The organism is Streptomyces sp. NPDC058955, from assembly GCF_042741435.1.
Lineage (GTDB): Bacteria > Actinomycetota > Actinomycetes > Streptomycetales > Streptomycetaceae > Streptomyces.
In genome coordinates, this window is sequence record NZ_JBHYKM010000093.1 from 1987 (window position 1) to 28713 (window position 26727).

24 protein-coding genes, 2 pseudogenes and 1 riboswitch are annotated in these 26727 nt (G+C 74.0%); of the genes and pseudogenes, 14 read left to right on the plus strand and 12 right to left on the minus strand.

The genetic code is table 11. The features are described 5' to 3' along the window. A pseudogene (locus tag ACFW1I_RS28295) lies at positions 1 to 311 on the plus strand (phosphoribosyltransferase); the annotation flags it as partial. Here ACFW1I_RS28295 and ACFW1I_RS28300 read toward each other — a convergent pair. Then, positions 305 to 1210, minus strand: coding sequence for a transglycosylase SLT domain-containing protein (locus ACFW1I_RS28300; protein WP_384675155.1), 906 nt, complete (start codon positions 1208 to 1210; stop codon positions 305 to 307). The pseudogene ACFW1I_RS28295 and the gene ACFW1I_RS28300 sit on opposite strands and share 7 nt — an antisense overlap. A gap of 4 nt (positions 1211 to 1214) precedes the next feature. After that, positions 1215 to 1400, minus strand: a riboswitch (cyclic di-AMP (ydaO/yuaA leader). A gap of 319 nt (positions 1401 to 1719) precedes the next feature. Here ACFW1I_RS28300 and ACFW1I_RS28305 point away from each other — a divergent pair. Beyond that, a complete protein-coding gene (locus tag ACFW1I_RS28305; protein WP_384675157.1) occupies positions 1720 to 2328 on the plus strand; it encodes a hypothetical protein in 609 nt (202 codons plus the stop codon). Positions 2329 to 2409: 81 nt separating this feature from the next. Here the strand turns inward: ACFW1I_RS28305 and ACFW1I_RS28310 are convergent, their stop codons facing one another. Next, positions 2410 to 4446 (minus strand): phosphocholine-specific phospholipase C, encoded by a 2037-nt coding sequence (locus ACFW1I_RS28310; RefSeq protein ID WP_384675159.1) that lies wholly within the window; start codon positions 4444 to 4446, stop codon positions 2410 to 2412. 312 nt (positions 4447 to 4758) lie between these two features. Here ACFW1I_RS28310 and ACFW1I_RS28315 point away from each other — a divergent pair, with 312 nt between their 5' ends. Continuing rightward, positions 4759 to 5682, plus strand: coding sequence for an SIS domain-containing protein (locus ACFW1I_RS28315; RefSeq protein ID WP_384675161.1), 924 nt, complete (start codon positions 4759 to 4761; stop codon positions 5680 to 5682). 43 nt (positions 5683 to 5725) lie between these two features. Further along, positions 5726 to 6562, plus strand: coding sequence for a ketose-bisphosphate aldolase (locus tag ACFW1I_RS28320; RefSeq protein WP_384675163.1), 837 nt, complete (start codon positions 5726 to 5728; stop codon positions 6560 to 6562). Between the two features lie 19 nt (positions 6563 to 6581). On the opposite strand, the gene ACFW1I_RS28325 is transcribed toward ACFW1I_RS28320, so the two are convergent. The 4 genes from ACFW1I_RS28325 to katG form a co-directional block, all read right to left on the minus strand. Next, positions 6582 to 6773, minus strand: coding sequence for a hypothetical protein (locus ACFW1I_RS28325; RefSeq protein ID WP_359164955.1), 192 nt, complete (start codon positions 6771 to 6773; stop codon positions 6582 to 6584). A gap of 29 nt (positions 6774 to 6802) precedes the next feature. Continuing rightward, entirely contained in the window at positions 6803 to 7858 is a 1056-nt protein-coding gene (locus ACFW1I_RS28330; protein ID WP_384675166.1) for a glycosyltransferase family 2 protein, read from the minus strand. A gap of 165 nt (positions 7859 to 8023) precedes the next feature. Beyond that, positions 8024 to 8731: a response regulator transcription factor gene (locus tag ACFW1I_RS28335; RefSeq protein WP_384675168.1), complete on the minus strand. Its 708-nt coding sequence runs from the start codon at positions 8729 to 8731 to the stop codon at positions 8024 to 8026. Positions 8732 to 8899: 168 nt separating this feature from the next. Further along, positions 8900 to 11125: a catalase/peroxidase HPI gene (katG, locus tag ACFW1I_RS28340; RefSeq protein WP_384675170.1), complete on the minus strand. Its 2226-nt coding sequence runs from the start codon at positions 11123 to 11125 to the stop codon at positions 8900 to 8902. Positions 11126 to 11390: 265 nt separating this feature from the next. Here katG and ACFW1I_RS28345 point away from each other — a divergent pair, with 265 nt between their 5' ends. From ACFW1I_RS28345 to ACFW1I_RS28370, 6 genes are all read left to right on the plus strand, one after another. Further along, complete coding sequence (locus tag ACFW1I_RS28345) at positions 11391 to 11804, plus strand: Fur family transcriptional regulator (RefSeq protein ID WP_384675172.1); 414 nt, start codon at positions 11391 to 11393, stop codon at positions 11802 to 11804. Between the two features lie 163 nt (positions 11805 to 11967). Then, on the plus strand, positions 11968 to 13068 hold the full coding sequence (locus tag ACFW1I_RS28350) for a C45 family autoproteolytic acyltransferase/hydolase (RefSeq protein WP_384675174.1): 1101 nt from the start codon (positions 11968 to 11970) through the stop codon (positions 13066 to 13068). Positions 13069 to 13188: 120 nt separating this feature from the next. After that, complete coding sequence (locus ACFW1I_RS28355; protein WP_384675176.1) at positions 13189 to 14229, plus strand: NAD(P)-dependent alcohol dehydrogenase; 1041 nt, start codon at positions 13189 to 13191, stop codon at positions 14227 to 14229. Positions 14230 to 14264: 35 nt separating this feature from the next. Next, positions 14265 to 15221 carry a GlxA family transcriptional regulator gene (locus ACFW1I_RS28360; protein WP_384675178.1) on the plus strand — a complete coding sequence of 319 codons (957 nt, stop codon included), beginning with the start codon at positions 14265 to 14267 and terminating at the stop codon, positions 15219 to 15221. A gap of 127 nt (positions 15222 to 15348) precedes the next feature. Next, complete coding sequence (gap, locus tag ACFW1I_RS28365) at positions 15349 to 16344, plus strand: type I glyceraldehyde-3-phosphate dehydrogenase (RefSeq protein WP_319008927.1); 996 nt, start codon at positions 15349 to 15351, stop codon at positions 16342 to 16344. Positions 16345 to 16422: 78 nt separating this feature from the next. After that, the gene (locus ACFW1I_RS28370; RefSeq protein WP_384675180.1) at positions 16423 to 17079 is read left to right on the plus strand and encodes a hypothetical protein; all 657 of its coding nucleotides are present in this window, start codon (positions 16423 to 16425) and stop codon (positions 17077 to 17079) included. On the opposite strand, the gene ACFW1I_RS28375 is transcribed toward ACFW1I_RS28370, so the two are convergent. The 5 genes from ACFW1I_RS28375 to ACFW1I_RS28395 are packed head-to-tail and all read right to left on the minus strand — an operon-like array spanning position 17069 to position 22586. After that, positions 17069 to 18178: an acyl-CoA dehydrogenase family protein gene (locus tag ACFW1I_RS28375; RefSeq protein ID WP_384675182.1), complete on the minus strand. Its 1110-nt coding sequence runs from the start codon at positions 18176 to 18178 to the stop codon at positions 17069 to 17071. The genes ACFW1I_RS28370 and ACFW1I_RS28375 overlap by 11 nt on opposite strands. After that, positions 18175 to 19548 carry an MFS transporter gene (locus ACFW1I_RS28380; protein ID WP_384675184.1) on the minus strand — a complete coding sequence of 458 codons (1374 nt, stop codon included), beginning with the start codon at positions 19546 to 19548 and terminating at the stop codon, positions 18175 to 18177. The genes ACFW1I_RS28375 and ACFW1I_RS28380 overlap by 4 nt, the downstream gene beginning before the upstream one ends. A 28-nt stretch (positions 19549 to 19576) precedes the next feature. Continuing rightward, complete coding sequence (locus tag ACFW1I_RS28385) at positions 19577 to 20563, minus strand: acyl-CoA dehydrogenase family protein (RefSeq protein ID WP_384675186.1); 987 nt, start codon at positions 20561 to 20563, stop codon at positions 19577 to 19579. After that, positions 20563 to 21732 carry an acyl-CoA dehydrogenase family protein gene (locus ACFW1I_RS28390; protein ID WP_384675187.1) on the minus strand — a complete coding sequence of 390 codons (1170 nt, stop codon included), beginning with the start codon at positions 21730 to 21732 and terminating at the stop codon, positions 20563 to 20565. The genes ACFW1I_RS28385 and ACFW1I_RS28390 overlap by 1 nt, the downstream gene beginning before the upstream one ends. Continuing rightward, entirely contained in the window at positions 21732 to 22586 is an 855-nt protein-coding gene (locus ACFW1I_RS28395) for an enoyl-CoA hydratase (RefSeq protein ID WP_384675189.1), read from the minus strand. The genes ACFW1I_RS28390 and ACFW1I_RS28395 overlap by 1 nt, the downstream gene beginning before the upstream one ends. Before the next feature lie 45 nt (positions 22587 to 22631). On the opposite strand from ACFW1I_RS28395, the gene ACFW1I_RS28400 reads away from it, so the two are divergent. Genes ACFW1I_RS28400 through ACFW1I_RS28415 form a run of 4 tightly spaced genes read left to right on the plus strand, consistent with a single transcriptional unit; the run spans position 22632 to position 26361 of the window. Beyond that, positions 22632 to 23798 carry an acyl-CoA dehydrogenase family protein gene (locus ACFW1I_RS28400; protein WP_384675191.1) on the plus strand — a complete coding sequence of 389 codons (1167 nt, stop codon included), beginning with the start codon at positions 22632 to 22634 and terminating at the stop codon, positions 23796 to 23798. Continuing rightward, positions 23795 to 24583, plus strand: a complete 789-nt coding sequence (locus tag ACFW1I_RS28405; RefSeq protein WP_384675193.1) for an SDR family oxidoreductase — start codon at positions 23795 to 23797, stop codon at positions 24581 to 24583. Before ACFW1I_RS28400 ends, ACFW1I_RS28405 begins: the two co-directional genes overlap by 4 nt. Continuing rightward, a complete protein-coding gene (locus ACFW1I_RS28410) occupies positions 24580 to 25194 on the plus strand; it encodes a TetR/AcrR family transcriptional regulator (protein ID WP_384675195.1) in 615 nt (204 codons plus the stop codon). The genes ACFW1I_RS28405 and ACFW1I_RS28410 overlap by 4 nt, the downstream gene beginning before the upstream one ends. Before the next feature lie 9 nt (positions 25195 to 25203). Further along, positions 25204 to 26361 carry an acetyl-CoA C-acetyltransferase gene (locus ACFW1I_RS28415; protein WP_384675197.1) on the plus strand — a complete coding sequence of 386 codons (1158 nt, stop codon included), beginning with the start codon at positions 25204 to 25206 and terminating at the stop codon, positions 26359 to 26361. Positions 26362 to 26448: 87 nt separating this feature from the next. On the opposite strand, the pseudogene ACFW1I_RS28420 reads toward ACFW1I_RS28415, so the two are convergent. Continuing rightward, positions 26449 to 26589, minus strand: a pseudogene (locus ACFW1I_RS28420) (VOC family protein); the annotation flags it as partial. Positions 26590 to 26727: the final 138 nt, after the last annotated feature.

The following is a 26727-nucleotide window of genomic DNA, read 5'->3' on the forward strand; positions in this document are numbered from 1 at the left end:
GGGGGGGGGGGCCGGGGGGGGGCGACGACGTGGCCGCCGTGGTGTCCCGGGGCGGCCGGCCCGACCTGGCGGGGGAGCGGCTCGCCGCGGTGCGGGCCCCGACCCTGCTGATCGTCGGCGGGAGCGACGACCTCGTCCTGGACCTCAACCGGCGGGCCGAGGCGCTGCTGCGCTGCGAGAGCCGGCTGGAGGTCGTGCCGGGCGCCGGCCACCTCTTCGAGGAGCCCGGCGCCCTGGAGCAGGTGGCGGAGCTGGCCACCGCCTGGTTCACCGGCCACTTCGGGCCGGTGGACGGCGGGGACGGTCAGTAGGCGCCGTTGACGTTGTCGATGGAGCCGTACCGGTCGGCCGCGTAGTTGCAGGCGGCGGTGATGTTCGCGACGGGGTCGTACGGGTCGAGCGAGGTGCCCGGCACGTGGTAGGCCGCGAAGGTCGGGTCGATGACCTGGAGCAGGCCCTTGGAGGGGGTGCCCTTGACGGCGTTCGAGTCCCAGAGGTTGATGGCGCGGGGGTTGCCGGAGGACTCGCGCATGACGTTGCGGAGGATGCCGTCGTACGTGCCGGGGATGCCGTAGCGGGCCATGACGTCGAGCGACTCGCGGATCCAGCCGTCGAGGTTGTCGGCGTACCGGGTGGTGGCGGCGGGCGCGGCCTTCACGGCGGCGGGCCGGGCCTGGGTTTGGGCCGCCGGGGTCTGCACGGCGGGGGCGGCGGTGCGGTTCGCGGACCGGCTCGCCCGTTCGGCGGAACCGGCGGCGGCGGGCTTCGCGGTGCTCTTGCGGGCCTTCTTCGCCGGTGCGGGGGCGGCCTTCGCGGAATCCCGACGAATCGTCAGTTCGAGGCCCGGGTGAATGAGTGACGGATTGTCACCGACGGTCGCCTTGTTCGCCCGGTAAAGCGCCTTCCAGCCGCCCTGAATTCCCTTTCGGTGGGCGATCAGGGAAAGCGAGTCGCCCTTCACCACGGTGTACGCGCGGGTGGCGGCCGGGGCGGTGGGAGCGGCCGCGGCGGCCTGCGTGACGGCGGTGGTGCCGGCGGTCGGAGCGGCGACGGCGGCGGCCGGCGCGGCGGACCGCGCGAGGGGCTCGGCGCCGGCGGCGGCGGGGACGACCAGGGGCAGGGCGAGGGCGACTCCGCCGGTGCCCGCGAAGGCGAGACCTCGGGAGACGGGGCGGCGTCGGGGGCGGCGGTGCTTGCCGTGAGCGGGCATGACGGTTTCCTCTCCGGCGCCTGCGAGGTGAGCTGTCGGGTTCGGACGGGAGGTGTCCGGCCGCGCGCACGCGGCTTCACCCCGAGCCGTTCCGGAGGTCCGGACCGGCGGTGTGGTGGGTCCCCCGCTCCTGCCGTCGGGTGCAATGGGAGGTCTTTCGGGCGGTGGCAGGATTCGGCGGTCCGCCCGAATGGAGGTGACCGTAGGCGAGAAATGCGGCGGGGAACAAGATGCGAAAGAACGGGAAATGGAAAGGGGGAGATCGCCGGGCCGGAATTCAAGATCGACCGTTCCGGCGGCCTTCCCGGAATCCCTTGTGCCGGGCGGCTTCTGACGGGAGGGGACACGCGGACGGCGAGGAGAAAGTGAGTCGCGTCACGGCGGGTGCAATGTCCGAATAGGGCGTCTGATTCCTTTGATGGAACAGTGCGGGGTAATGCCCTCGGGCGAGGGGTGACGTGGGTGGTGCGTACGCCGCAAAGCGGACATTCATCGCCAATGATGGGGGAATGTCCTCAACTGTCCCGCTGTCCCTCACGCTGCCGGAACCCGACGCCCTTGACCGCGAGGCGGCCCGGCTCTACGAGAGCGCCGCCTGGGAGCGGCTGCTCGCGCCCGCGCCAGCCGACCCGGAGCCCGCCCCCGAGGCGTGGCGGGGTCTGCTGTCCGTCCCCGTCGACCGGCTCGTCGCCCAGGCGCTCGACGCGCTTCCGGCGGCCCCGCCCGCCGAACGCCCGCTGCCCGGCCGGATCGGCGCTGCGCTCCCGGACCGGCTGCACGTCTGGCGCAGGATCGGCCGCCCGGACGTCCGCCCCTCCGTCCACCTGGCGTACGCGCGCCGGGTCCTGACCGAATGGGGCTGGCAGAACACCCCGTACAGGCTGCGCGACGCGCGCGGCGCCCGGTGCGTCTGCGGTGCGCTGCTCGCCGCCCACCGGCTCGGCCACGGCAGCGCCTCGACCATGAACGAGGCCGGCGCCTGGATCATGGCCGAGCTGCGGTCCCGGGGCTGGCACGGGCTCATCGGACCCTGGAACCGGGCCCCGGGCCGGACCGCCGAGGACGCGCTCGCGCTCCTCGACGCCACGATCCGGCGCGCGGCCCTCGCCGGGCGCTGACCACCGCCCCACCGCGATCCGTCGTCCCCGGTGCCCCGCCCCGCCCGGCCCCGCGCGCCGGGCGCCGGGCGGGCCGGGCGGTCAGCCGGTGACGCTGGGCGCGCCGGTCTCGATGTGGCCGGTGTAGCGGCGCGACCAGGTGCCGTCGATGTCGGCCAGGATCGTGAAGTCGTACCAGCCGTCCGCGTACGCCACCGCGTTGAAGTAGTCCTCCCGTGACGAGCCGGCGGGCACGGTGTACGTCCACGGGCCGTCCGCGCGGTAGGCGTTCGAGCGGACGGTGAACGTCACCGGTCCGGCCGAGGTGTTGGTCAGCTTGAACCAGATCGCGGTCTTCCCGGTGCCGGCCTCGGTGGCGAAGCGGGCGGCCACCTCGATCGCCTTGCCCGCCTTGGAGGCGTCGCCGATGAAGCGGCGCAGGAAGCGGTTCGGGCCCATCATCGAGATGTCGTACTTCCCCGAGCCGGAGCCCAGCCCGATGTTGAAGTAGTCCGTCGAGGTGGTCCCCGGGTCCACCGTGTACTGCCAGGCGGCCGTGTCGCGGTACTGGTGCGGATGGATCGAGAAGTGCGCGGCCCGGCGCGCCTGCGGACCTGTGTTGGCCATGGAGAACCAGGCGAGGATCTTGCCGGCGGCGCCGAACTCGAAGCGGTCCAGATTGCCGTTCGGCTGGTAGGGGAGTGCCCGCGCCGGGCGGGTGCCGGACTCCTGGGCGGGCAGCGCGTTGTTCTGTGGCGCAGGGTTCGGCAGCGGGCCGCAGGTGGCCATGCCGATCACCTTCGCCGTCGACGGCAGGCCGGCGGGGACCCCGTAGACCGGGTTCGCGAAGTCGAAGACGCCGGTCAGGTCGCCGGTCACCCTCCGCCGCCACGCGCTGATGTTCGGGCAGGTCGCCGGGGTGCCGAGGGCGGCGGTCCAGGTCTCCAGGAAGCGCAGCACCGAGGTGTGGTCGAAGACCTCGGAGCTGACCCAGCCGCCCCGGGTCCACGGGGACATGACCAGCATGGGGACCCGGAAGCCGAGGCCGATCGGCACGCCGTCCAGGTACTCGCCGGGCGTGCCGGGCGGCGCCACCGGCGGCGGCACGTGGTCGAAGAAGCCATCGTTCTCGTCGTAGTTGAGGATCATCACCGTCGAGTCGAAGACCTCGGGGTTCGCGGCCAGGGCGCGGTAGACCAGGTCGACGAAGTGGGCGCCGTCGCCGGGAGGCGCGTACGGGTGCTCGGAGAACGCCTCGTTCGCCACCACCCACGAGACCTGCGGCAGGGTGCCGGCGACGACGTCGGCGCGGATCGCGGCGGCGATGTCGTCCGGGGTCGAGCCGGTGACCTTCGGGACCGACGCCATGCCCCGGTCGTACAGCGGGTCGCCGGGCCGCGCGTCGGTGAACCTCTTGAAGTACGCGAGGCCGTTGTCGCCGTAGTTGTCCTGGGCGTTCTGGTAGACCCGCCAGCTCACCCCGGCCCGCTGGAGCGCCTCCGCGTACGTCTCCCAGGTCAGCCCCGACTCGTCGCCGCCGTCCTTGCTGGAGGCGTCGATCTTCCCGCTCCACAGGAAGGTGCGGTTCGGTCCGGTGGCGCTGAGCGCGGAGCAGAAGTAGGCGTCGCAGATCGTGTAGTGGTCGGCGAGCGCGTGGTGGAAGGGGATGTCCTCGCGGTCGAGGTGGCCGAGGGTGCGGGTGTTGCCCACGCCGGTCACCCAGTTGTCGAGCCGGCCCTTGTTCCAGGCGGCGTGCTGCGAGGTCCAGCTGTGCGGCAGGTCGCCGTTGCACTGGGCGAGGGTCTCGCCGTCGACTCCGCCGGCCGGAGGGGTGTCGCTCAGCTTCCAGGGGAACTGCCGGCCGCCCCAGTTGGGCTGCTGGAAGGTGCTCCAGCCGCCGGGGATGTTGCCCGCCGCCCGGTCGCCGAAGCCGCGTACGCCGCGGAGCGTCCCGAAGTAGTGGTCGAAGCTGCGGTTCTCCTGCATGAGGATCACCACGTGGCGGACGTCGGTCAGCGTGCCGGTCGTGGTCCGCGCGGCGGCCGAGGCCGACGCCGGCGGCAGCGCGGCCCCCGTGACGAGTCCGGCGCCGAGCCCCGCGCCGATGCCGACGAATCCCCTGCGGCTGATGGGAAGCATCCCCGCCCCTCCTGTCACGGCGTGCCCCTGCGGCACGTCGGCAGACATGATGCGGGAGCGGGGCGCAAAGGTATACGCCCGTGCGGTAAGGGGTTGGTGAACAGCGGGATCGTCCTCGTTCACCGTGGTCCGACCAGTGCCGGGATTGGTATCAGGTGTGACCAATAAGGGCGGCCGGGTATCCCGGAGGGGGAGAGTGAAGGGCGGGGGTGCTGCCGAGCCCTGGTCGTCGAGTGACTGCATCTGCTTGAATGCTGCTCGTTCCGAGCAGCTTCACGCAACGATGCTCGCCCTTTCGTGCAAGGAGTGCGCATGGCCCCCTCCCGTACCACCGCCGAGATCGCCACCCAGCCCGCCGTCTGGCGCGAAGCGCTCCGCACCCTGCCCCGGCACGCCCCCGCCCTGCCCCGGCGCGGCGAGCGCGTCGCCGTGATCGGCTGCGGCACCTCCTGGTTCATGGCGCAGGCGTACGCGGACCTGCGCGAGGCCGGCGGGCACGGCGAGACCGACGCCTTCGCCGCCTCCCGCTTCCCCTTCGCCCGCCGCTACGACCGGGTCGTCGCCCTCACCCGCTCCGGCACCACCAGCGAGGTCCTCGCGGTCCTCGACCGCCTCGACGGCACCGTCGCCACCAGCGCGATCACCGCCGACCCGACCACCCCGGTGATGGACGGTGCGGACGCCGTCGCCGTCCTCGACTTCGCCGACGAGGAGTCGGTCGTCCAGACCCGCTTCGCCACCACCGCGCTCGCCCTCCTCCGCGCCCACCTGGAGGCAGAGGACGCCCTCCCCGAGGGCGTCGGCTCCGTCGCCCGGGCCGCCGACGACGCCGAACTGGCCCTCGTCCGGCCGCTGGAGGACGCCGTCCGGGAGGCCGAGCAGTTCACCTTCCTCGGCAGCGGCTGGACCTACGGGCTCGCGCAGGAGGCCGGGCTCAAGATGCGCGAGGCGGCCGGCGCGTGGACGGAGGCGTACCCGGCGATGGAGTACCGCCACGGCCCCATCAGCATCACCGGCCCCGGCCGGGTCGCCTGGAGCTTCGGCCCGCTGCCCGGCGGCCTCGCCGAGGAGATCCGGGCGGTCGGCGGCACCCTCGTCGCCGGCGGCCTCGACCCGCTCGCCGAACTCGTCCTGGCCCAGCGGCTCGCCGTCGCCGTCGCCGAGGCCCGGGGCCTCGACCCCGACCGCCCGCGCAACCTCACCCGCTCCGTCGTCCTCGCGGACGCCGGCGCCTGAGCCCACCGCATCCCCCTCTCGTCCCGGAGTACGGAGCAGGACCATGCCACTGACCCAGACCCACGAGATCGTCCGGCGGGCGCGCGCCGCCGGTGCCGGTGTGGGCGCCTTCAACGTCCTCCAGCTGGAGCACGCGCAGGCCATCGTGGCCGGTGCGGAGCGGGCCGACCGGCCCGTCGTCCTCCAGATCAGCGAGAACACCGTCCGCTACCACGGCGCCCTCGAACCCGTCGCGCTCGCCTCGCTCTCCCTCGCCCGCGCCGCCAAGACGCCCGTCGCCGTCCACCTCGACCACGCCGAGAACCCGGACCTCGTGCACGAGGCCGTGGAACTCGGCCTGGGCTCCGTGATGTTCGACGCCGCGCGGCTCCCGTACGACGAGAACGTGGCCGCGACCCGCGAGATCGTCGAGCACTGCCACCGGCACGGCGTCCGGGTCGAGGCCGAGCTCGGCGAGATCGGCGGCAAGGGCGGCGCCCACGACCCCGGTGTCCGCACCGACCCCGAGGAGGCGCGCGCCTTCGTCGCCGCCACCGGCGTCGACGCCCTCGCCGTCGCCGTCGGCAGCGTCCACCAGATGGTCACCCGGGACGCGGTCCTCGACCTCGACCTGATCGCCCGGCTCCGGGCCGCCGTCGACGTCCCCCTCGTGCTGCACGGTTCCTCGGGCGTCCCCGACGCCCTGCTCACCCGGGCCGTCGCCGCCGGCATGACCAAGGTGAACGTCTCCACCCACCTCAACAAGGCGTTCACCCGCGCCGTCCGCGACCACCTCGCCGGCCACCCCGCCGAGGTGGACCCGCGCCGCTACCTCACCCCGGCCCGTACGGCCGTGGCCGAGGCGGTCGTCCACCTCCTGGGCCTCCTCGACCCCCGCTGACCCCCCCCCGTGCCCCGGGTCAGGGGCGCCGGTCGGGCCCGCCGCCGCGGATGACGGGGACCAGACTGCGCAGCGCCAGTCCGGCGGCGATCAGGGTGGTCGCCGCCACGACGAGGCCGAGGACGGCGAGCGGGGAGAGGCCGCCGCCGGTCGCGGCGAGCCCGGCGCCTCCGCCGCCGACCGCGCCGGCACCGATGGGCTTTCCGTACATGAGGATTCCTTTCTCCGGCCCGGGGGCCGTCAGGTGGCGACCCAGCGTTCCTGCCGGCGCAGGACCAGGTCGATCAGCGATTTCACGAACACCAGCTGGCGGAACGCGTCGTACAGCAGCTCGGGGACGAGCGGCAGGGCGAGGAGCACGGCCCTGCGGCCCGCCCGGCGGACCGTCAGGGTCCGCTCCAGGACGAAGAGGAGGGTGATCGCCGTCCAGAACGGCGAGAAGCCCTGCCAGCCGTGGGTCGCGAGCATGAGCACGGTGAAGGTCAGGAAGAGCGCGAGGGCGAGGGCGCCGACGCCCAGCATCAGCTGCTGTCCGAAGTACGGCAGCGTCACCCGGTTCAGACCGTAGTCGCGCAGGTTCTCCAGCGCCCCGCGCTGCCAGCGCATCCGCTGGTGCCAGAGCTTGGGCAGCGTCGGCATCACCTCGGTGACGAGCCAGCAGGCGTCGGGGGAGACCGTGCGGTACCCCAGCGTCTTGACCGCCTTGGTGATCTCGTCGTCCTCGGTGAGCGAGGCCAGGCTGTAGTGGCCGTCCCCGCCGCCGATGACCCCCGCGCGGCGGGCGGCGCGGACCTCGCGCAGCACCCGGGCCCGGAAGACGGTGCCGGTGCCGGTGAGCACCACGGCCTTGTTCCCCTTGCGGTGCACCTCCAGGGCGTAGCGCTCGTACTCCATCCGCTGGAGCAGTCCGAGCAGCCCGCCGCCCTCCTCGCCGTAGAAGATGCCGCCGACCGCGCCGACGCCGTCGTCCTCCGCGAGGGTGTCGACGGCGCCGGACACGAACCCGGGGTTCAGGACGGTGTCCGCGTCCTGGACCAGGACCAGGTCGTCCTCGCCCAGTCCGTCGAGGAGCCCGGGCAGCGCCTGGTTGAGGGCGCCGGCCTTCTTGTCCCGGTTGTCCACCGGCACGAACACCTCGGCGCCGCAGCGCTCCGCGAGCGCGGCGGTCAGGTCGGTGCAGTTGTCGGCGACCACCACGATCCGGTCCGGCACGCGCCGCTGCCGGTACAGGCCGGCGAGCGTGGCGACCAGGCGGTCCTGCTCGTTGTGCGCGGGCACCACGGCCACCACGCGCATCGGGCCCTCCTTGCGTACCGTTCGTCCTTTTCGTCCTTCCACGGTGGTGTGGCCGGGTTGCGGGACGGGTGTACGGGCGGTGCGGCTCGGTTGCGAGCCGGGGGAGGGGCGGGAAAGGGGACGGAGGGCCCGGGCCGGGGTGGCGAAGGTCCCGGCCGCGCCGGGTCAGTCGACCGGGTGGTAGCGGTAGCCGACGCCCCGGACGGTGGAGATGCCGCTGCGGCCCCCGGTGGCGGCGGCGATCTTCCGCCGCAGCCGCAGCACGGTGTACTTCACCCGGCCCGGGTCGCCGTCCTCGCGGGCGCCCCACACCTCGCGCAGCAACTGGGCGTGGCTCAGCACCTGTTCGGGGCGGGCGGCCAGGGTGGCGAGGAGGTCGAACTCCAGCGGGCTGAGGTCGAGCGGCCGGCCCGCCACGGTCGCGGTGTGCGCGGCGCGGTCGATCATGACGCGCTCCGCCGCTCCGGTGCCGGCGGGCGCCTCGGGGCGCGGCAGCAGGCGGCGGAAGCGGGCGGCGAGGCGGGGGAGGCCCTGCTCCCGGGAGAGGGCGTAGGTGACGTAGTCGTCGGCGCCGAGGCGGTAGGCGCGGGCCGCGTCGACCTCCACGTACACCGGCGCGGTGACGACGATGGGCATCCCGTGGTCGTGCGCGCGCAGCTCGGTGAGCAGCTGCCAGGGGTCGGAGCGGGGCAGGTCCAGGCTGAGCAGCACGCCCTGCGGGCGGCGGGAGCGCAGGGCGCGCCGGGTGGTGGGGCCGTCCGTGGTGTGGAGCACGTCGTGGCCCTGCTCCCGCAGCATCCCGCCGACGACGTCCACCACGCGCGGGTCCCGCAGCGCGAAGAGGAGCAGGGGGCGGGCGGCGGTCGGCTGCATGCCTGGACGATAGCCCCGGTCCGCGGGCCCGGCAGCTCGGCCGGTCGGGCCGCCCCGCGCGGGAGCGTCCGGGGAAGGGGGCGCCCCCGTGACGGGGGGACGTCACGGGGGCGCGGGGTGCCGGGGCGGCCGGTTCTGGGCGGCCGGTCCCGGCGGGTCCGGTGCGGGTCAGCGCAGGTCGAAGCGGTCCAGGTCCATGACCTTGGTCCAGGCCGCGACGAAGTCCGTCACGAACTTGTCCGCGGCGTCGTCGCTCGCGTAGACCTCGGCGAGGGCGCGGAGCTCCGAGTTCGAGCCGAAGACCAGGTCGGCGCGGGTGCCGGTCCACTTGACCTCGTTGGTCGCGTCGTCGCGGCCCTCGAAGGTGTTCGCGTCGCCGGAGACGGCCGACCAGGTGGTGCCCAGGTCGAGCAGGTTGACGAAGAAGTCGTTCGTCAGGGTGCCCGGCTTGTCGGTGAGGACGCCGAGGGAGGTCTGCGGCTGGGTGATGCCCAGGACGCGCAGGCCGCCGACGAGGACGGTCAGCTCGGGGGCGCTGACGGTGAGCAGGTTGGCGCGGTCGACGAGCAGGTACTCGGCGGGGAGGCGGACGCCCTTGCCGAGGTAGTTGCGGAAGCCGTCGGCCTGCGGCTCCAGGGCGGCGAAGGACTCGATGTCCGTCTGCTCCTGGCCGGCGTCCACGCGGCCCGGGGTGAACGGCACCTCGACGGTCCGGCCGGCGTCGGCGGCGGCCTTCTCGACGGCCGCGGAGCCCGCGAGGACCACGAGGTCGGCGAGGGAGACCTGCTTGCCGTCGGTCCGGCCGGTGTTGAAGGACTCCTGGACGCCCTCCAGGACGCGCAGGACCTGGGCGAGGTCGTCCGGGTTGTTGACCTGCCAGCTCCGCTGGGGCTCCAGGCGGATGCGGCCGCCGTTGGCGCCGCCGCGCTTGTCGCTGCCGCGGAAGGAGGAGGCGGCGGCCCAGGCGGCGCCGACCAGCTGGGCGACCGTCAGGTCCGAGGCGAGGATCTCCTCCTTGAGGGAGGCGATGTCCGCCGCGTCGACCAGCTCGTGCGTCCGGGCCGGCAGCGGGTCCTGCCAGGCCAGCTCCTCCGAGGGGACCTCGGCGCCGAGGTAGCGGACGACCGGGCCCATGTCGCGGTGGGTGAGCTTGTACCAGGCGCGGGCGAAGGCGTCCGCGAACTGGTCGGGGTTCTCGTAGAAGCGGCGGGAGATCTGCTCGTAGACCGGGTCGAAGCGGAGCGCCAGGTCGGTGGTGAGCATGGTCGGGAGGTGCTTCTTCTCCGGGTCGTACGCGTCCGGGATGATCGCCTCGGCGTCCTTGGCGACCCACTGGTGGGCGCCCGCGGGGCTCTTCGTCAGCTCGTAGTCGTACTCGAAGAGGTTCGCGAAGAAGCCGTTGCTCCACTGGGTGGGCGTGGAGGTCCAGGTGACCTCCAGGCCGCTGGTGATGGCGTCGGCGCCCTTGCCGGAGCGGTAGCTGCTCGCCCAGCCGAAGCCCTGGGCCTCGATCGGGGCCGCCTCCGGGTCCGCGCCGACGTTGTCGGCCGGGCCGGCGCCGTGCGCCTTGCCGAAGGTGTGGCCGCCGGCGATGAGGGCGACGGTCTCCTCGTCGTTCATCGCCATCCGGCGGAAGGTCTCGCGGATGTCGCGGGCCGCGGCGATCGGGTCCGGGTTGCCGTTGGGGCCCTCGGGGTTGACGTAGATGAGGCCCATCTGGACGGCGCCGAGGGGCTCCTCCAGCTCGCGGTCGCCCGAGTAGCGCTCGTCGCCGAGCCAGGTGGTCTCGGGGCCCCAGTAGACGTCCTCGTCGGCCTCCCACACGTCCTCGCGGCCGCCGGCGAAGCCGAAGGTCTCGAAGCCCATGGTCTCCAGGGCGACGTTGCCGGTGAGGATCATGAGGTCGGCCCAGGAGAGGGACTGGCCGTACTTCTTCTTCACCGGCCACAGCAGGCGGCGGGCCTTGTCCAGGTTGCCGTTGTCCGGCCAGCTGTTGAGCGGGGCGAAGCGCTGCTGGCCGGCGCCGGCGCCGCCGCGGCCGTCGCTGATGCGGTAGGTGCCCGCGCTGTGCCAGGCCATGCGGATCATGAAGGGGCCGTAGTGGCCGAAGTCGGCCGGCCACCAGTCCTGGGAGGTCGTGAGGACCTCGGCGATGTCCTGCTTCACGGCGGCGAGGTCCAGCGCCTTGAACGCCTCGGCGTAGTCGAAGTCCTCGCCGAGCGGGTTGGCCACGGCCGGGTTCTTGGCCAGGATCCGCAGGTTCAGCCGGTTCGGCCACCACTGGCGGTTGCCGCCGCCCTGGGTCGGGTGTGCGGCGCGCCCGTGGGCGACCGGGCAGCCGCCCGCGCCCTCGGCCTTCACGTCGCCGCCGGGTGCATCGAGGTTCTCAGACATGGGTATTCCTTCCGGACACGCGCGGGAAGGTCGCGGACACGGGGACCCGACGAAGCGGTACCGCCCGGGATGTTCCCCGGAGGCGGTACGTCACGTCCTCGTCTCCCGCCGTGCCGGACTCTTCCTGTCCCTTGGCCATCAACAAAACTGATCCTACAATGGACGAAGTCCAAGTCAAGAACAACGCCAAAGTGGGGACGCCGGCCCCGGGGACTGGACTCCCCGCGCGTGCCGGGCCTCGCCGAGAAGGAACGGGTAGGCCCCTATGAGTGACCTGCTGGAGCGGCTGCGGGCCCGCGGCTGGCGGATGACGTCGCAGCGGCGAGTCGTCGCGGAGGTCCTCGCCGGCGAACACGTGCACCTCACCGCCGACGAGGTGCACGCGCGCGCCGTGGAGCGACTTCCGGAGATCGCCCGGGCGACCGTCTACAACACCCTGGGCGAACTGGTCTCCCTCGGCGAGGTGGTGGAGCTATCCACCGACGGCCGCGCGAAGCGCTACGACCCCAACGCCCGCCACCCGCACCAGCACCTGGTCTGCACGGAGTGCGGCACCATCCGCGACGTCCGCCCCTCCGGCGACCCGCTGGCCGCCCTCCCCGACTCCGAGCGCTACGGCTTCACCGTCTCCAAGGTGGACGTCACCTACCGGGGCCGCTGCCCGTCCTGCGCGGCCTGAGCGCGCCCGCACCCCCGTGTGCGGGCTCCCGTGTCCGCGTGTGCGCGTGCGCGTGCGCGGGTGGCTTGACGGTCGGGAGGGGCGGGCTGTTGGATGGGCCGCAACTTATTGGTCGTACAGCCAATAATGGTTTCGTCCCGCACTCCGCCCAGGGAGCCCGCCCATGCCCCTCTCCGCCTTCCCCCGCCCCGAGCAGCGGCTCCACGTGGCCGTCGACGCCGTCGACCCGCGCGAACGGGGACGGCAGCGGGGAGCGCGGCTCGGCGAGGGACTGCGGGCCGCGCTCGACGTCTACGACCGGCTGTTCGCCCTCGCGGAGATCCCCCGGCCGACCGTCGAGGACGACGCCCGCCGGGCCCTCGACGCGATCGACGCCTTCCGGCCCGCGCTGCGCGAACAGATCGAGGGGATCGCGCGGGGAGCGGGCGTCGAGCCGTGGCGGGTCGCCGCGCTCAACGCCCGCACCGAGATCCTGGCCCGGAGCCGCGCCGTCCCGCCCGGCGAGTGCTCCACCGTCGTCCGCCGCGTCGCCGCCCCCGGCGGCGGCACCACCCACCTCGGCGTCCAGACCTGGGACTGGCACGTCGAACTCGGCTCCTCCTGGCACACCGTCGACTCCGCCGGCGGCGCCCACCGGTACGTCGGCCTCACCGAGCACGGCATCCTCGCCAAGATCGGCGTCAACAGCGCCGGGCTCGCCCTCCACTTCAACATCCTCGGCCACCGCGACGACCGCGCCGGCGGCCTCCCCGTGCACGTCCTCGCCGCCCTCGTCCTCGAAGAGGCCGACGACGCCGCCCACGCCGTCGCGCTGATCCGCTCCGCGCCGCTCGCCTCCTCCGGCTCCTTCCTCCTCTTCGACCGGTCGAGCGCCGTCCTCCTCGACCTCAGCCCCGAAGGGGTCTTCGAGGTCCCGCCGACGGCCGACGCCACCCATCTGCGCACCAACCACTTCCTCAGCCCCCGGCCCGCCCGCCACGAGAAGACCTGGCTCTACCAGCCCGACTCGGGAGAGCGGTACGCCTTCCTCCGCGACCGCCTCGACCGCACGCCCGCCACCGGCCACGACGACCTGCTGCGGCTCCTCGTCACCGGCCCCGGCGAACCCCCCGTCACCTGCGTGCCCGACCCGCAGGCCCCGCTCGGCCGCCGCTGGGCCAGCCTCGCGACCGTGCTCCTCGACCCGGCGGAGCGCACCGCGCGGATCCTCGACGGCACCCCGGCGGAGCACGCCGACCGCCCCTGGTACACGCTGCGCGCCTGACCGTGCGCCGGGTCCCGCCGCCGCGCGCGTCCGGCGGACCGGCCGCACCCTGGAGACGGCGCGCCCGGTCCGCCCCGCGGCCGAGCCGCCCCCAGCGGCCACGCCGGAAAGGACCGCGCCATGAAGGCACTGCAGTACCGCACCGTGGGTGCCGCCCCCGAAGTGGTCACCGTCCCCGACCCGGAACCCGGCCCCGGACAGGTCCTGCTCAAGGTCACCGCCGCCGGTGTCTGCCACTCCGACATCGCCGTCATGAGCTGGCCCGCCGAACAGCTGCCGTTCCCGCTGCCCCTCACCCTCGGGCACGAGGGCGTCGGCACCGTCGTGGCCCTCGGCGACGGCGCCACCGGCTTCGCCGAGGGCGACGCCGTCGCCGTCTACGGACCCTGGGGCTGCGGGAACTGCTGGATGTGCGCCCAGGGCAAGGAGAACTACTGCCTGCGCGCCGCCGAACTCGGCATCCGCCCGCCCGGCCTCGGCGCCCCCGGCGCCATCGCCGAGCACCTGCTCGTCGACAGCCCCCGCCACCTCGTCCCGCTCGGCGGCCTCGACCCGGTGGCGGCGGTCCCGCTCACCGACGCCGGCCTCACCCCGTACCACGCCGTCAAACGCTCCCTGCCGAAGCTCGTCCCCGGCTCCACCGCCGTCGTCATCGGCGCAGGCGGCCTCGGGCACGTCGCCGTCCAGCTGCTGCGCGCCCTGAGCCCCGCCCGGGTCGTCGCCCTCGACGTCGCCGACGAGAAGCTCGCCCTCGCCCGGACCGTCGGCGCCCACGAGACCGTGCGCTCCGACTCCTCCGCCGCCGACACCGTCCGCGCCATGACCGGCGGCCGCGGCGCCGAGCTCGTCCTCGACTTCGTCGGCGCCCCGCCCACCACCGCCTCCGCCGGGGAGATGGCCGCGGTCGAGGGCGACGTCACCATCGTCGGCCTCGGCGGCGGCACCCTCCCGGTCGGCTTCGGCGCCCTCCCGTACGAGGCGAGCGTCGCCTCCCCGTACTGGGGCACCCGCGCCGAACTCGTCGAGGTCCTCGACCTGGCCCGCGCCGGCGCCCTCGACGTCCACACCGAGACCTACGGCCTCGACGAGGCTCCCGGGGCGTACGAGCGGCTGCGCGCCGGCCGGATCGAAGGCCGCGCGGTCGTCCTCCCGAACGGCTGAGCGACCCCGGCGCGGGCGCCGCGTAGGCTCGTGACGTGCCACCCACCCGTCTGTACCGCGTCGCCGTCCTCGTCCTCGAAGGCGCCAAACCCCTCGACGTCGGCATCCCCGCCCAGGTGTTCACGACCCGCGCGAGCATGCCCTACGAAGTCCGCGTCTGCGGCGCCACCCCGGGCCTGGTCACCGGCGGCGACGGACTCTCCTACAACGTCGCCCACGGCCTCGACGCCCTCGGCTGGGCGGACATCGTCTTCGTCCCCGGCTACCGCTTCCCCGACCGCGAGGACCCGCCCCGGGAGGTCGTCGAAGCCCTGATCGCCGCCCACGCGCGCGGGGCGCGGCTCGCCGCCATCTCCACCGGCGCCTTCGCGCTCGCCGCCACCGGCCTCCTCGACGGACGGCGGGCCACCACCCACTGGCACTACGCCCGCGCCCTCGCCGAGAAGTGGCCCCTGATCCAGGTCGACGAGAACGTCCTCTTCGTCGACGAGGGCAGCGTCCTCACCTCCGCGGGCGCCGCCTCCGGCATCGACCTGTGCCTGCACATCCTCCGCGGCGACCTCGGCGTCGGCGCCGCCAACCACGCCGCCCGCCGGCTCGTCGCCGCCCCCTACCGCAGCGGCGGCCAGGCCCAGTACGTGCCCCGCAGCGTCCCCGAACCGCACGGCGAGCGGTTCGCCGCCACCCGCGAATGGGTCCTGCACCACCTCGACGAACCCCTCACCCTCGACGTCCTCGCCCGGCACGCCGCCGTCTCGCCGCGCACCTTCTCCCGGCGCTTCGTCGAGGAGACCGGCTACACCCCCATGCAGTGGCTGCTGCGCGCCCGCGTCGACCGCGCCCGTGAGCTGCTCGAACGGTCCGAACTCGGCGTCGAGCAGATCGCCGCCGAGACCGGCCTCGGCACCGGCGCCAACCTGCGGATGCACTTCCAGCGGATCCTCGGCACCACCCCCAGCGACTACCGGCGCACCTTCACCCAGGGCGACTGAGCCCCTCACCTGGGCCGGATCGCCAGATCTTGGCACGATCCTTGCGGACCATGGCGATCTCGCCCCTGCCGCGCGGGGGCTCGGCGCGCGAGGCTGGGTCACGAAGAAACGGAAGGGACCCCGCATCATGACTCGCATCGCCATCAACGGTTTCGGTCGCATCGGCCGCAACGTGCTCCGCGCCCTCCTGGAGCGCGACACCACGCTGGAGGTCGTCGCCGTCAACGACCTCACCGAGCCCAAGGCGCTCGCCCGTCTCCTCGCCTTCGACTCCACCTCCGGCCGCCTCGGCCGCCCGGTCTCCGTCGACGGCGACACCCTCGTCGTGGACGGCCGCCGCATCAAGGTCCTCGCCGAGCGCGAGCCGGCCAACCTCCCCTGGGCCGAGCTGGGCGTCGACATCGTCCTGGAGGCCACCGGCCGCTTCACCAGCGCCAAGGACGCCCGCCTCCACCTCGACGCCGGTGCCAAGAAGGTCCTCGTCAGCGCCCCCTCCGACGGTGCCGACGTCACCCTCGCCTACGGCGTGAACAGCGACACCTACGACGCCGAGCTGCACACGATCGTCTCCAACGCCTCCTGCACCACCAACGCGCTCGCCCCGCTGGCCGCCGTCCTCGACGAGCTGGCCGGCATCGAGCACGGCTTCATGACGACCGTGCACGCCTACACCCAGGAGCAGAACCTCCAGGACGGCCCGCACCGCGACGCCCGCCGTGCCCGCAACGCCGCCGTCAACATCGTGCCCACCAGCACCGGCGCCGCCAAGGCTATCGGCCTGGTCCTGCCGCAGCTGGACGGCAAGCTCTCCGGCGACTCCATCCGCGTGCCCGTGCCGGTCGGCTCGATCGTCGAGCTCAACACGACCGTCTCCCGCGAGGTCACCCGCGACGAGATCCTCGACGCCTACCGCAAGGCCGCCGAGGGCAAGCTCGCCGGCGTCCTGGAGTACTCGGAGGACGAGCTGGTCTCCTCCGACATCACCGGCAACCCGCACTCCTCCATCTTCGACGCCGCCCTCACCCGCGTCGACGGCCGCCACGTGAAGGTCGTCGCCTGGTACGACAACGAGTGGGGCTTCTCGAACCGCGTCATCGACACCCTGCAGCTGCTCGCCGGCTGACCCCGCGTCACCACCCGCGACACCCCCTCGGCTTCGGCCGAGGGGGCGTTGTCAGTGCCGCGTGACAGCATGTCGATCATGAGCCGAATCATCTCGTACACCACCGGCGACCGCGCCGAGGCCGTCGCCTACCTCGGAGCGGCGGAGCGTCTCACCGACGAGCAGCGGCGCGTGCTCGCCATGATGCGCGAGCGGGCCGAGGCCAGCCAGCGCGACCTCGACCACCAGGACCTCGACTGGGGCCTGTCCATCCCCGAGGCGCTGCAGCACCTGATCGAGGGCCGCGCCGACGCGGAGGGGACGTACGCCGGCAAGGCGTACGCACGGGCGCTCCAGCACATCATCGACTACTGCGGGTCCGATCCCTCCGACCTGGGCGTCTACTCCAAGCCCAGCACCTTCTTCAGCCTCCTCGACGAGCAGCTGAAGCAGCACGGCGTGCCGGCCGACCTGCTGCCGCACGGCTACCTCTTCTCCGGCCCGCCGGACGAGATCCCCTTCTACATCCCCTACGCGATCGACGGCCCCGACATAGGGATGCTGCCGCTCGCCCAGGCGAAGCCGGCCGTCGACGCCTACCGGGCCGTCCGCGACAAGATCGACCCGGACTTCGTCTACGACCTCGACCTCCTCATCGAGAAGCTGGAGTTCGAGCACCAGGAGTGGGAGTCCACCAAGGCGCGCGGATACGACTGGTACACCCACGACACCATCTTCTTCTCCATCAACGGCTGACCGGACGACGGCCGTCGGGGACCGGATCCGGCAGGCCGAGCGCGGCGGCCAGCCGGGAGCGGTGCCAGTGCGGCGGGCCGAAGAGCCGCCCGGAGCCGTGCGCCCGCTTGAAGTAGCGATGGGCGTCGTGCTCCCAGGTGATGCCGATCCCGCCGTGCAGCTGGATCATCTCGCCGGCCACCTCCGAGAACGCCTCCGAGCAGACCGACCCGGCCGTGGCGGCGAGCCGCGTCAGCTCCGGCCCGCGCACGCCGTCCGCGACGGCGAAGGCGGCACCGAGTGCGGCGGAGCGCGCCGACTCCACCCGGACGTACGCGTCCGCGAGCCGGTGCTTCACCGCCTGGAAGGAGCCGATCGGGCGCCCGAACTGCACCCGCTCCCCGGCGTACGCCACCGTGAGTTCGAGGCACCGTGCCGCCGCGCCGACCTGTTCGGCGGCGAGCGCCGTACAGGCCACGTCGAGGACGTGCCGCAGCACCCGGCCGCCGTCGCCGTCCGTGCCGACCGGCCGGCCCTCCGCCCCGTCGAGCACCACCCGCGCCTGCGCCCGGGTGGTGTCCATCGGGACCGGCTCCTCGCGGCCGACACCCGGCGCGTCGCCGGGCACCGCGAAGAGCGACACCCCGGCGGGCGTCCGGGCGGCCACCAGGAGCGTCCCGGCGCGTGCCCCGTCGAGCACGTGCTCCTTCACCCCGGTGAGCCGCCAGCCGCCCCCGGGGCCGGGGACGGCCTCGGCGCGCACCGCCTCCGGGGCCCAGGAGCCGCCCTCGGCCCAGGCCAGGGCCGCCGTCGCCTCGCCCGAGACCAGCCCCGGCAGCAGCGCGGCGCACTCCCCGGAGTCGCCGGAGGCCAGCAGCGCCTGCACCGCGAGCACCGCGGAGCCGAGGTACGGGACGGGGCTCAGCTCCCGGCCCAGCTCCTCCATCACCACATGGACCTCCACGGCCCCGCAGCCGGCGCCGCCGTACTCCTCGGGGACGGCCAGCCCCGCGACGCCGATCTGCTCGGACAGCGGCCGCCAGGCCGCCTCGCCGGGATGCCGCAGGAGCAACTGCCGCACTGCCGTGCGCAGTTCCTCCTGCTCCTCGGTGAACCTCATGCCTCTGCTCCCTTCTCGACGGCGGGTGCGGTGGTGCTCCCCGAAGGCTCCGGGTCCTCCTCGGAGAGGTCCCGGCCCCGGGTCTCGGCCGTGCGCCGGATCGCCAGCGCGGTCACCAGACCGCAGACGACGGCGAGCACCGCCAGGGGGGCGCTGCCGGCGCGGTCCGCGAGCAGGCCGCCGGCGAGGAGCGGGGTGAACCCGCCGCCGACCAGGGCGGCCAGCTGGTAGCCGAGCGAGGCCCCGGTGTAGCGGACCCGGGTGCCGAACAGCTCGGAGAGCAGCGGACCGAGCGGCGCGTACATCGCGGACTGGACGAGCTGCCCGAGGACCATGCCCGCGACCAGCAGCGCGGGCACCCTCGTGTCGACGAGCGCGTAGACCGGGAAGGCCAGCACGACGACACCGGCGGCTCCGCCGAGCACGACGGCCCGGCGTCCGACGTGGTCGGAGAGCGCGGAGAACAGCGGGATGGCGACCAGACCGGCGAGCGAGGTGAAGACCAGGCCGGTCATCACCTGCGCGGTGGTGTACCCGATGCCGGTGGCGTAGGTGAGCATGAACGTGCTGATCAGCGCGGTCAGGGCGAACGGGCCGATGCCCACCCCGCAGGCGAGCACCAGGGTCCGGGGCCGGCGCAGCACCCGCGCCAGCGGCACCTCGGCGGCCCCCGCCGCGCCGCTCCGCCCGGCCGACCGCCGGAAGAGCGGACTCTCCGTCACGGAGAGCCGCACATACAGGCCGACGGCGAGGAGCACCGCGCTGAACAGGAACGGCAGCCGCCAGCCCCACTCCAGGAAGGCGGCGCGGGGGAGCAGCGAGACCAGGGTGACGGCGACGGTGGAGAGGAGGAAGCCGAGCGGCGAGCCCATCTGCATGAGGCCGCTCCACAGGCCGCGCCGGCGCGGGTCGGCGTGCTCCACGACCATGAGGGTCGCCCCCGCCCACTCGCCGCCGATGGCGATGCCCTGCACGACGCGGAAGAGCACCAGGAGGACGGGGGCGGCGACGCCGATGGTCCCGTACGTCGGCAGCACGCCGATGAGGAAGCTGGCGACGCCCATCAGCACCATCGTGAGGACGAGCATGGACTTGCGGCCGAGGCGGTCGCCGAAGTGCCCGAAGACGGCGCCGCCGAGCGGCCGGGCCACATAGCCGGCGGCCAGCGTCCCGAAGGCGGCGATGGTGCCGGTGAGCGGGTCGTCGCCGGGGAAGAACAGCGGGCCGAAGGCGAGCGCCGCCATCGTGCCGTACAGCAGGAAGTCGTAGTACTCGATGACGGTGCCGAGCAGGCTCGACAGCGCCACCCGGCGCAGCAGGGCCGGGTCGGGGACGCTGTCGGGGGTGAGCGGGGAGGGTGCGGGGGACATGGGGCTCCCGGGTGCGGTGGGGAGGGGGTCAGGGGGCGAGGACGCGGGCGCGACAGGAGGCGGGGGACCCCCAGGCGTCGCGGAGCGGGCGTGCCTTGCGGATCCACAGGGAGAGGTCCAGCTCCTCGGTGTAGCCGACGGCGCCGTGGAGCTGGAGGGCGGTGCGGGAGGCGGCGTGGGCGGCCTCGCCCGCGGTGACCTTGGCGGCGGCGATCTCCCGGGGGGCCGTCCCGTGCGCGGCCAGGGTCAGCGCGGCCTCGTACAGCAGGGGCCGGGCGAACTCCAGGGCGAGGAGGGTGTCGGCCAGCCGGTGCTTCACGGCCTGGAACGAGCCGATGGGCACGCCGAACTGGGTGCGCTGCCGGACGTAGGCGACCGTCCGGTCGAGCAGGGCCCGGCCGAGGCCCAGTGACTGGGCGGCGGTCGCGAGGGCGGCGACCTCGGTGGCGTACCCGGTGGCGGCGGCCGCCTCGGGGCCCCGGGCCAGGACGGTGCCGCCGGCGGGGCGGGCCAGCCGGCGGGCCGGGTCGGCGGAGGGCTGGACGGGACCGGCCGTGGCGGCGAGGCGCACGGTGTCGCCGTCGGCGACGAGCACGGCGTCGGCCGTGTCCGCGTCGAGCGCGTAGGGGCCGGTGAGGTCCGGGACGCACAGGGAGGCGGTCGCCTCGCCGGCGGCGAGCCGGGGCAGCCACGCGGCGGCCGCGGCCTTGTCGCCGAGCCGGTCGAGGAGCGCGGCCGCGGCGACCGTCTCGACCAGGGGGCCGGGGACGGCGTGCCGGCCGAGCTCGGTGAAGGCGACGGCCAGTTCCACCGGCAGCGGTCCCACGCCGTCGTACGCCTCGGGTACGGCGAGCGCGAAGACGCCCGTCTCGGCGAGCCGGGTCCAGAGGGCGCGCCCCGGGGCGTGGTCGCCGGCCGCCCAGGCCCGCGCGGCCGCGGGGGTGTCGGCCGCCGTCAGCAGGGTGTCCAGGGTGCGGGCGAACTCCCGCTGTTCGTCGTCGAGCAGGAAGCGCATCACCGGCGTCCCTTCGGCAGGCCGAGCAGCCGCTCGGCGATGATGTCGCGCTGGATCTCGTTGGTCCCGGCGTAGATCGGTCCGGCCAGGGAGAAGGTGTGGCCCTCGGCCCAGCCGCCGTGCGCGGGTGCCTCCGGGGCCTCGTCGGAGAGTTCGCCGTAGGGTCCGAGCAGGTCGAGGGCGGTCTCGTGGAGGGCGATGTCGAGCTCGGACCAGAAGACCTTGTTGAGGCTGGACTCGGCGCCGATCGAGCCGCCGGCGGCGAGCCGTGAGGCGTTGGCGTAGGTGAACAGGCGGTAGGCGCGGGCGCCGATGACGGCGTCGGCGACGCGGTCGCGGACGGCGGTGTCGGCGGGGTCGGCGCGCTCGCGCCAGAGGGCGGTGAGCCGGTCGGCGGCGGCGGAGAACCGGCCGGGGCTGCGCAGGGTCAGTCCGCGTTCGTTCCCGGCGGTGCTCATGGCGACCCGCCAGCCGTCGCCGGGGGCGCCGATGACGTCCTCGTCGGGGACGAAGACGTCGTCGAGGAAGAGTTCGGCGAAGGCGGGCTTGCCGTCGAGCCGGCCGACGGGGCGCACGGTGACGCCCTCCGCGTCGAGCGGGAACATGAGGTAGGTCAGTCCCCGGTGCGGCCGGTCGGTCCCCCGGTCGCTGCGGAAGAGGCCGAAGGCGCGGTCGGCGAAGGCGGCGCGGGACGACCAGGTCTTCTGGCCGCGCAGCAGCCAGCCGCCGTCGGTGCGGACGGCGGTGGAGCGCAGGCTCGCGAGGTCGGAGCCGGACTCGGGCTCGGACCAGGCCTGGGCCCAGATGACCTCGCCGGACGCCATCGGGGGCAGGACGCGGGCGCGCTGCTCGGCGGTGCCGTGCTCGAAGAGGGTGGGGGCGAGCAGGTTGATGCCGTTCTGGCTGACCCGGCCGGGGGCGCCCGCGGCGTAGTACTCCTCCTCGAAGACCAGCCAGCGGAGGACGGAGGAGCCGCGGCCGCCGTACTCCTCGGGCCAGGAGACCACCGACCAGCGGTCGGCCGCGAGTTCGGCCTCCCAGGCGCGGTGGGCGGCGAAGCCCTCGGCGGTCTCCAGGGAGGGCAGGGGGGTGGCGGGCACGCGGTCGGCGAGCCAGGCGCGTGCCTCGGTCCGGAAGGCGTCGTCCGCCGCGGAGAAGTCGAGGTCCATCAGGCTCCCGCCGCCTTCATCGAACGGATGTCCATGCCGCCGAGCGCGTCGCGGGCGGTCTCGGCGTTGTGCGCGTGCGCGAGGTGGTGCAGTCCGAAGACGGAGTCCATGCCGGTGTGCAGGCCCTGGAGGTCCTCGGCCTGGTTGACGGCGCGCTTGGTGAGCGCGAGCCCCATGCGGGGCATCTCGGCGATCCGGTGGGCCAGTTCCATGGTCCGGTCTTCGAGTTCGGCGCGGGGGACGACGCGGTTGACCATGCCGACCTCGTGGGCGCGGCGGGCGCTCATCCGGTCGCCGGTGTACAGGAACTCCTTGGCGATCCGGGGCGGCATCACCCAGGGGTGGGCGAAGTACTCGACGCCGGGGATGCCCATGCGGACCACCGGGTCGGCGAAGAAGGCGTCCTCGGAGGCGACGACGAGGTCGCAGATCCAGGCGAGCATCAGGCCGCCGGCGACGCAGGCGCCCTGCACCGACGCGACGACCGGCTTGGGCAGTTCGCGCCAGCGCCGGCACATGCCCAGGTAGACCTCGGACTCGCGGGCGAAGCGGCTCTCCGCGCCCTCCTTGTCCGAGTGGTCCCACCAGAGGCCGGCCCTGCGCTCGAAGGGCAGGTGCGCGTCGCGCTCGGGGGTGCCGATGTCGTGGCCGGCGGAGAAGTGCTCGCCGGCGCCGGCGAGGACGACGACCTTGACCTCGTCGTCGTCGGCCGCGCGGTAGAAGGCGCGGTCGAGGGCGTAGGTCATCGCGGAGTTCTGGGCGTTGCGGTACTCGGGCCGGTCCATGGTGACGACGGCGACGGGGCCGCGCCGTTCGTAGCGGACGGGCTCGGACGTGGTGCGGGCAGCGGACATCCGCCCTCCTTCCCTAACAAGTGTTTGGTAGGTTAACGTACGGCCATGAGCAACGTCGAGGAGTTCCGCAGGGAGGTCCGCGGCTGGCTGCGGGCCCACCTCACCGGAGAGTTCGCGGCCCTGCGCGGCCGCGGCGGCCCCGGACGCGAGCACGAGGCGCACCCCGAACGCCTCGCCTGGGAACGGCACATGGCCGCCCACGGATGGACCTGCGTCGGCTGGCCGAAGGAGTACGGCGGCCGCGGCGCGAGCCTGGAGGAACAGGTCGCCTTCCACGAGGAGTACGCCCTCGCCGACGCCCCCGCGCGCGTCGGCCACATCGGCGAACAGCTCCTCGGGCCGACCCTCATCGCCTTCGGCACCCCGGCCCAGCGCGCCCGCTTCCTGCCCCGGATCGTCGCCGTCGACGAACTCTGGTGCCAGGGCTACTCCGAGCCCGACGCCGGCTCCGACCTCGCGGGCGTCCGCACCCGCGCCGCACGGGACGGCGACCAGTGGGTGGTCACCGGACAGAAGGTGTGGACCTCAGGCGCCCACGAGGCCGACTGGTGCTTCGTCGTCGCCCGCACCGAACCCGGCTCCACCCGCCACCGCGGCCTCTCCTACCTCCTCGTCCCGCTGGACGCCCCCGGCGTCGAGATCCGGCCGATCGTCCAGCTCACCGGCACCTCCGAGTTCAACGAGGTGTTCTTCGACGGCGCCAGGACCGACGCCGGCCACCTCGTCGGTGCCCCCGGCGACGGCTGGAAGGTCGCCATGGCCACCCTCGGCTTCGAGCGCGGCGTCTCCACCCTCGGCCAGCAGGTCGGCTTCCGCCGCGAACTGGAGGCCGTGATCGACCTGGCCAAGCGGAACGGAGCCGCCGCCGACCCCCTCGTCCGCGACCGGATCGCCCGCGCCTGGACCGGACTGGAGACCATCCGCTTCAACGCCCTCAGGATGCTCGGCGGCGTCGCCTCCGGAGCCCCCGGACCCGAGGCGTCCATCAACAAGATCTTCTGGGCCACCTGGCACCGCGAACTCGGCGAACTCGCCATGGACGTCTGCGGCGCCGACGGCATGCTCGCCGCCGGGGAACCGTACGACCTCACCGACTGGCAGCGCCTCTACCTCTTCTCCCGCGCCGACACCCTCTACGCCGGCTCCAACGAGATCCAGCGCAACATCATCGCCGAGCGCGTCCTCGGCCTGCCCAAGGAGGCCCGCCCGTGACCGGCACCCCACCCCCGTACGTCCCCGGCCACGGACTCCTCGCCGGCCGCGCCGCCGTCGTCACCGCCGCGGCGGGCGCCGGCATCGGCGGCGCCACCGCCCGCCGCCTCCTGGAGGAGGGCGCCCGGGTCGTGATCTCCGACGCCCACGCCCGCCGCCTCAAGGAGACCGAGGCCGAACTGGCCGCCGGGTTCGGCGCCGACCGGGTGGCCGCCCTGCCCTGCGACGTCACCGACGAGACCCAGGTGTCCGCCCTCCTCGACCTCGCCGAGCAGCGGCACGGACGCCTCGACATCGTCGTCAACAACGCCGGACTCGGCGGCACCGCCGACCTCGTCGACATGACCGACGAACAGTGGGACAAGGTCCTCGACGTCACCCTCAACGGCACCTTCCGCTGCACCCGCGCCGCCCTGCGCCGGATGAAGGCCGCCGGCGCCGGCGGCGTCGTCGTCAACAACGCCTCGGTGATCGGCTGGCGCGCCCAGAAGGGCCAGGCCCACTACGCCGCCGCCAAGGCCGGCGTCATGGCCCTCACCCGCTGCGCCGCGCTGGAGGCCGCCGCGTACGGCGTCCGCGTCAACGCCGTCTCCCCGTCCCTCGCCATGCACCCCCACCTGGTGAAGGTCACCACCCCCGAACTCCTCGAGGAGCTCACCTCCCGCGAGGCGTTCGGCCGGTACGCCGAGCCGTGGGAGGTCGCCAACGTCATCGTCTTCCTCGCCAGCGGGTACTCGTCCTACCTCACCGGCGAGGTCCTCTCGGTCAGCAGCCAGCACCCGTGAGACCGGCGCCCGAGCGGCGCCGCGAACTCCTGGACACGGCCGCCGAGGTGTTCGCCGCCCAGGGGTACGACGCCACCACCGTCCGCCGGATCGCCGACGCGGCCGGACTCCTCGCGGGCAGCCTCTACTACCACTTCGACTCCAAGGAGTCGATGCTCGACGAGATCCTCTCCGGCTTCCTCGACGACCTGTGGACCCGGTACGACGGCGTGCTCGCCGCCGGCCTGGGCCCCCGGCAGACCCTGGAGGCCCTCGTCACCGAATCGTTCCGGGAGATCGACCGGCACCGTGCCGCCGTCGCCATCTACCAGAAGGAGTCCGGGCAGCTGCGGGACCAGCCGCGCTTCGGCTATCTCGCCGACGCCCAGCGGCGGTTCGAGCACGCCTGGCTCCGCACCCTGGAGTCCGGCGCGGCCTCCGGGGACTTCCGCACCGACCTCGACGTCCGGCTCACCTACCGCTTCGTGCGCGACACCGTCTGGGTCGCCGCGTCCTGGTACCGGCCGGGCGGCCAGCACAGCCCGGAGGAGATCGCCCGCCAGTACCTCTCGATGGTGCTGGAGGGCATCGCCCTCCGTGACGGACAACGGACGCACGAACCGTACGAATGAGGAGTCACCATGCCCGAGGCATACATCGTCGAAGCCGTCCGCACCCCGGTCGGCCGGCGCAACGGCGGACTGTCCGCCGTCCACCCGGCCGACCTCGGCGCGCACGCCCTGAAGGCCCTGATGGACCGCTCGGGCGTCGACCCGGCGGCCGTCGAGGACGTCGTCCTCGGCTGCCTGGACACCGTCGGGCCGCAGGCCGGCGACATCGCCCGCACCTGCTGGCTGGCGGCCGGACTGCCCGAGGAGGTGCCGGGCGTCACCGTGGACCGGCAGTGCGGCTCCTCCCAGCAGGCCCTGCACTTCGCCGCCCAGGGCGTCCTCTCCGGCACCCAGGACCTGGTCGTCGCCGGCGGTACGCAGAACATGTCGATGATCCCCATCGCCTTCGCCAGCCGCCAGGCGGCCGCCCCGCTGGGCCTCACCGAGGGCCCCTACGCCGGCTCCGCGGGCTGGCGGGCGCGCTACGGCGACCAGCCGGTCAACCAGTTCCACGGCGCCGAGCTGATCGCCGAGAAGTGGGGCATCTCCCGCCGGGACATGGAGGAGTTCGCGCTCCGCTCGCACCGGCGGGCGATCCGCGCCATCGACGAGGGCCGCTTCGACCGCGAGATCGTCCCGTACGGCGACGTCACCACCGACGAGGGCCCGCGCCGGGACACCTCCCTGGAGAAGATGGCCGGACTCAACCCGGTCGTGGAGGGCGGACGGATCACCGCCGCCGTCTCCTCCCAGGTCTCCGACGGCGCCTCCGCCATGCTGCTCGCGAGCGAGCGGGCCGTGCGCGAGCACGGCCTCACCCCGCGCGCCCGCATCCACCACCTCTCGGTGCGCGGCGAGGACCCCATCCGGATGCTGTCCGCGCCGATCCCGGCGACGGCGTACGCGCTGAAGAAGGCCGGCATGACCCTCGACGACATCGACCTCGTCGAGATCAACGAGGCGTTCGCCCCGGTCGTCCTGGCCTGGCTGAAGGAGACCGGCGCCGACCCGGAGAAGGTCAACGTCAACGGCGGCGCCATCGCCCTCGGCCACCCCCTCGGCGCGACCGGCACCAAGCTGGCCGTCACCCTGCTCCACGAACTGGAGCGCACCGGAGGCCGCTACGGCCTCCAGACGATGTGCGAGGGCGGCGGCCAGGCGAACGTGACGATCATCGAGCGGCTGTGACACCGTCCGGGTCCGTGGTGCCGTCCGGGTCCGTGGTGTCCTCCTGGTCCGGCGTGCCGGAGACCCGCTGCCAGACCGTGTGATCGCGGAGCCCGCCGCCCGGAGGAAGGCCGCTCCGGGGAACGCCTGCGGCAAGGGCCGGAAGCCGAGCACGTCCCGGTAGAAGGCGAGGCTGCGCTCCAGGTCGGAGACGAACAGGACGGCGTGGTTCAGGCGCTGGACGGGCATGGCGGGGTTCCGTTCGTGGAGAGGGACGTCGTCCGGGAAACGGGTCCGGGGGGGGGGGGGGGCCCCCCCCCCCGGGGGGGGGGGGGGGGGGGCGGGGCGGGGGGGGCGGGCCGCGCCCCGGCCCCCCGCGCCCCCCCC

Coding starts and splice junctions, on each gene's coding strand:
- ACFW1I_RS28305 (WP_384675157.1), top strand. CDS start 1,720: ATGTCCTCAACTGTCCCGCTGTCCCTCACGCTGCCGGAACCCGACGCC.
- katG (WP_384675170.1), bottom strand. CDS start 11,125: ATGTCTGAGAACCTCGATGCACCCGGCGGCGACGTGAAGGCCGAGGGC.
- ACFW1I_RS28320 (WP_384675163.1), top strand. CDS start 5,726: ATGCCACTGACCCAGACCCACGAGATCGTCCGGCGGGCGCGCGCCGCC.
- ACFW1I_RS28395 (WP_384675189.1), bottom strand. CDS start 22,586: ATGTCCGCTGCCCGCACCACGTCCGAGCCCGTCCGCTACGAACGGCGC.
- ACFW1I_RS28345 (WP_384675172.1), top strand. CDS start 11,391: ATGAGTGACCTGCTGGAGCGGCTGCGGGCCCGCGGCTGGCGGATGACG.
- ACFW1I_RS28355 (WP_384675176.1), top strand. CDS start 13,189: ATGAAGGCACTGCAGTACCGCACCGTGGGTGCCGCCCCCGAAGTGGTC.
- ACFW1I_RS28370 (WP_384675180.1), top strand. CDS start 16,423: ATGAGCCGAATCATCTCGTACACCACCGGCGACCGCGCCGAGGCCGTC.
- ACFW1I_RS28390 (WP_384675187.1), bottom strand. CDS start 21,732: ATGGACCTCGACTTCTCCGCGGCGGACGACGCCTTCCGGACCGAGGCA.
- ACFW1I_RS28315 (WP_384675161.1), top strand. CDS start 4,759: ATGGCCCCCTCCCGTACCACCGCCGAGATCGCCACCCAGCCCGCCGTC.
- ACFW1I_RS28375 (WP_384675182.1), bottom strand. CDS start 18,178: ATGAGGTTCACCGAGGAGCAGGAGGAACTGCGCACGGCAGTGCGGCAG.
- ACFW1I_RS28400 (WP_384675191.1), top strand. CDS start 22,632: ATGAGCAACGTCGAGGAGTTCCGCAGGGAGGTCCGCGGCTGGCTGCGG.
- ACFW1I_RS28350 (WP_384675174.1), top strand. CDS start 11,968: ATGCCCCTCTCCGCCTTCCCCCGCCCCGAGCAGCGGCTCCACGTGGCC.
- ACFW1I_RS28300 (WP_384675155.1), bottom strand. CDS start 1,210: ATGCCCGCTCACGGCAAGCACCGCCGCCCCCGACGCCGCCCCGTCTCC.
- ACFW1I_RS28385 (WP_384675186.1), bottom strand. CDS start 20,563: ATGCGCTTCCTGCTCGACGACGAACAGCGGGAGTTCGCCCGCACCCTG.
- gap (WP_319008927.1), top strand. CDS start 15,349: ATGACTCGCATCGCCATCAACGGTTTCGGTCGCATCGGCCGCAACGTG.
- ACFW1I_RS28330 (WP_384675166.1), bottom strand. CDS start 7,858: ATGCGCGTGGTGGCCGTGGTGCCCGCGCACAACGAGCAGGACCGCCTG.
- ACFW1I_RS28325 (WP_359164955.1), bottom strand. CDS start 6,773: ATGTACGGAAAGCCCATCGGTGCCGGCGCGGTCGGCGGCGGAGGCGCC.
- ACFW1I_RS28415 (WP_384675197.1), top strand. CDS start 25,204: ATGCCCGAGGCATACATCGTCGAAGCCGTCCGCACCCCGGTCGGCCGG.
- ACFW1I_RS28380 (WP_384675184.1), bottom strand. CDS start 19,548: ATGTCCCCCGCACCCTCCCCGCTCACCCCCGACAGCGTCCCCGACCCG.
- ACFW1I_RS28335 (WP_384675168.1), bottom strand. CDS start 8,731: ATGCAGCCGACCGCCGCCCGCCCCCTGCTCCTCTTCGCGCTGCGGGAC.
- ACFW1I_RS28310 (WP_384675159.1), bottom strand. CDS start 4,446: ATGCTTCCCATCAGCCGCAGGGGATTCGTCGGCATCGGCGCGGGGCTC.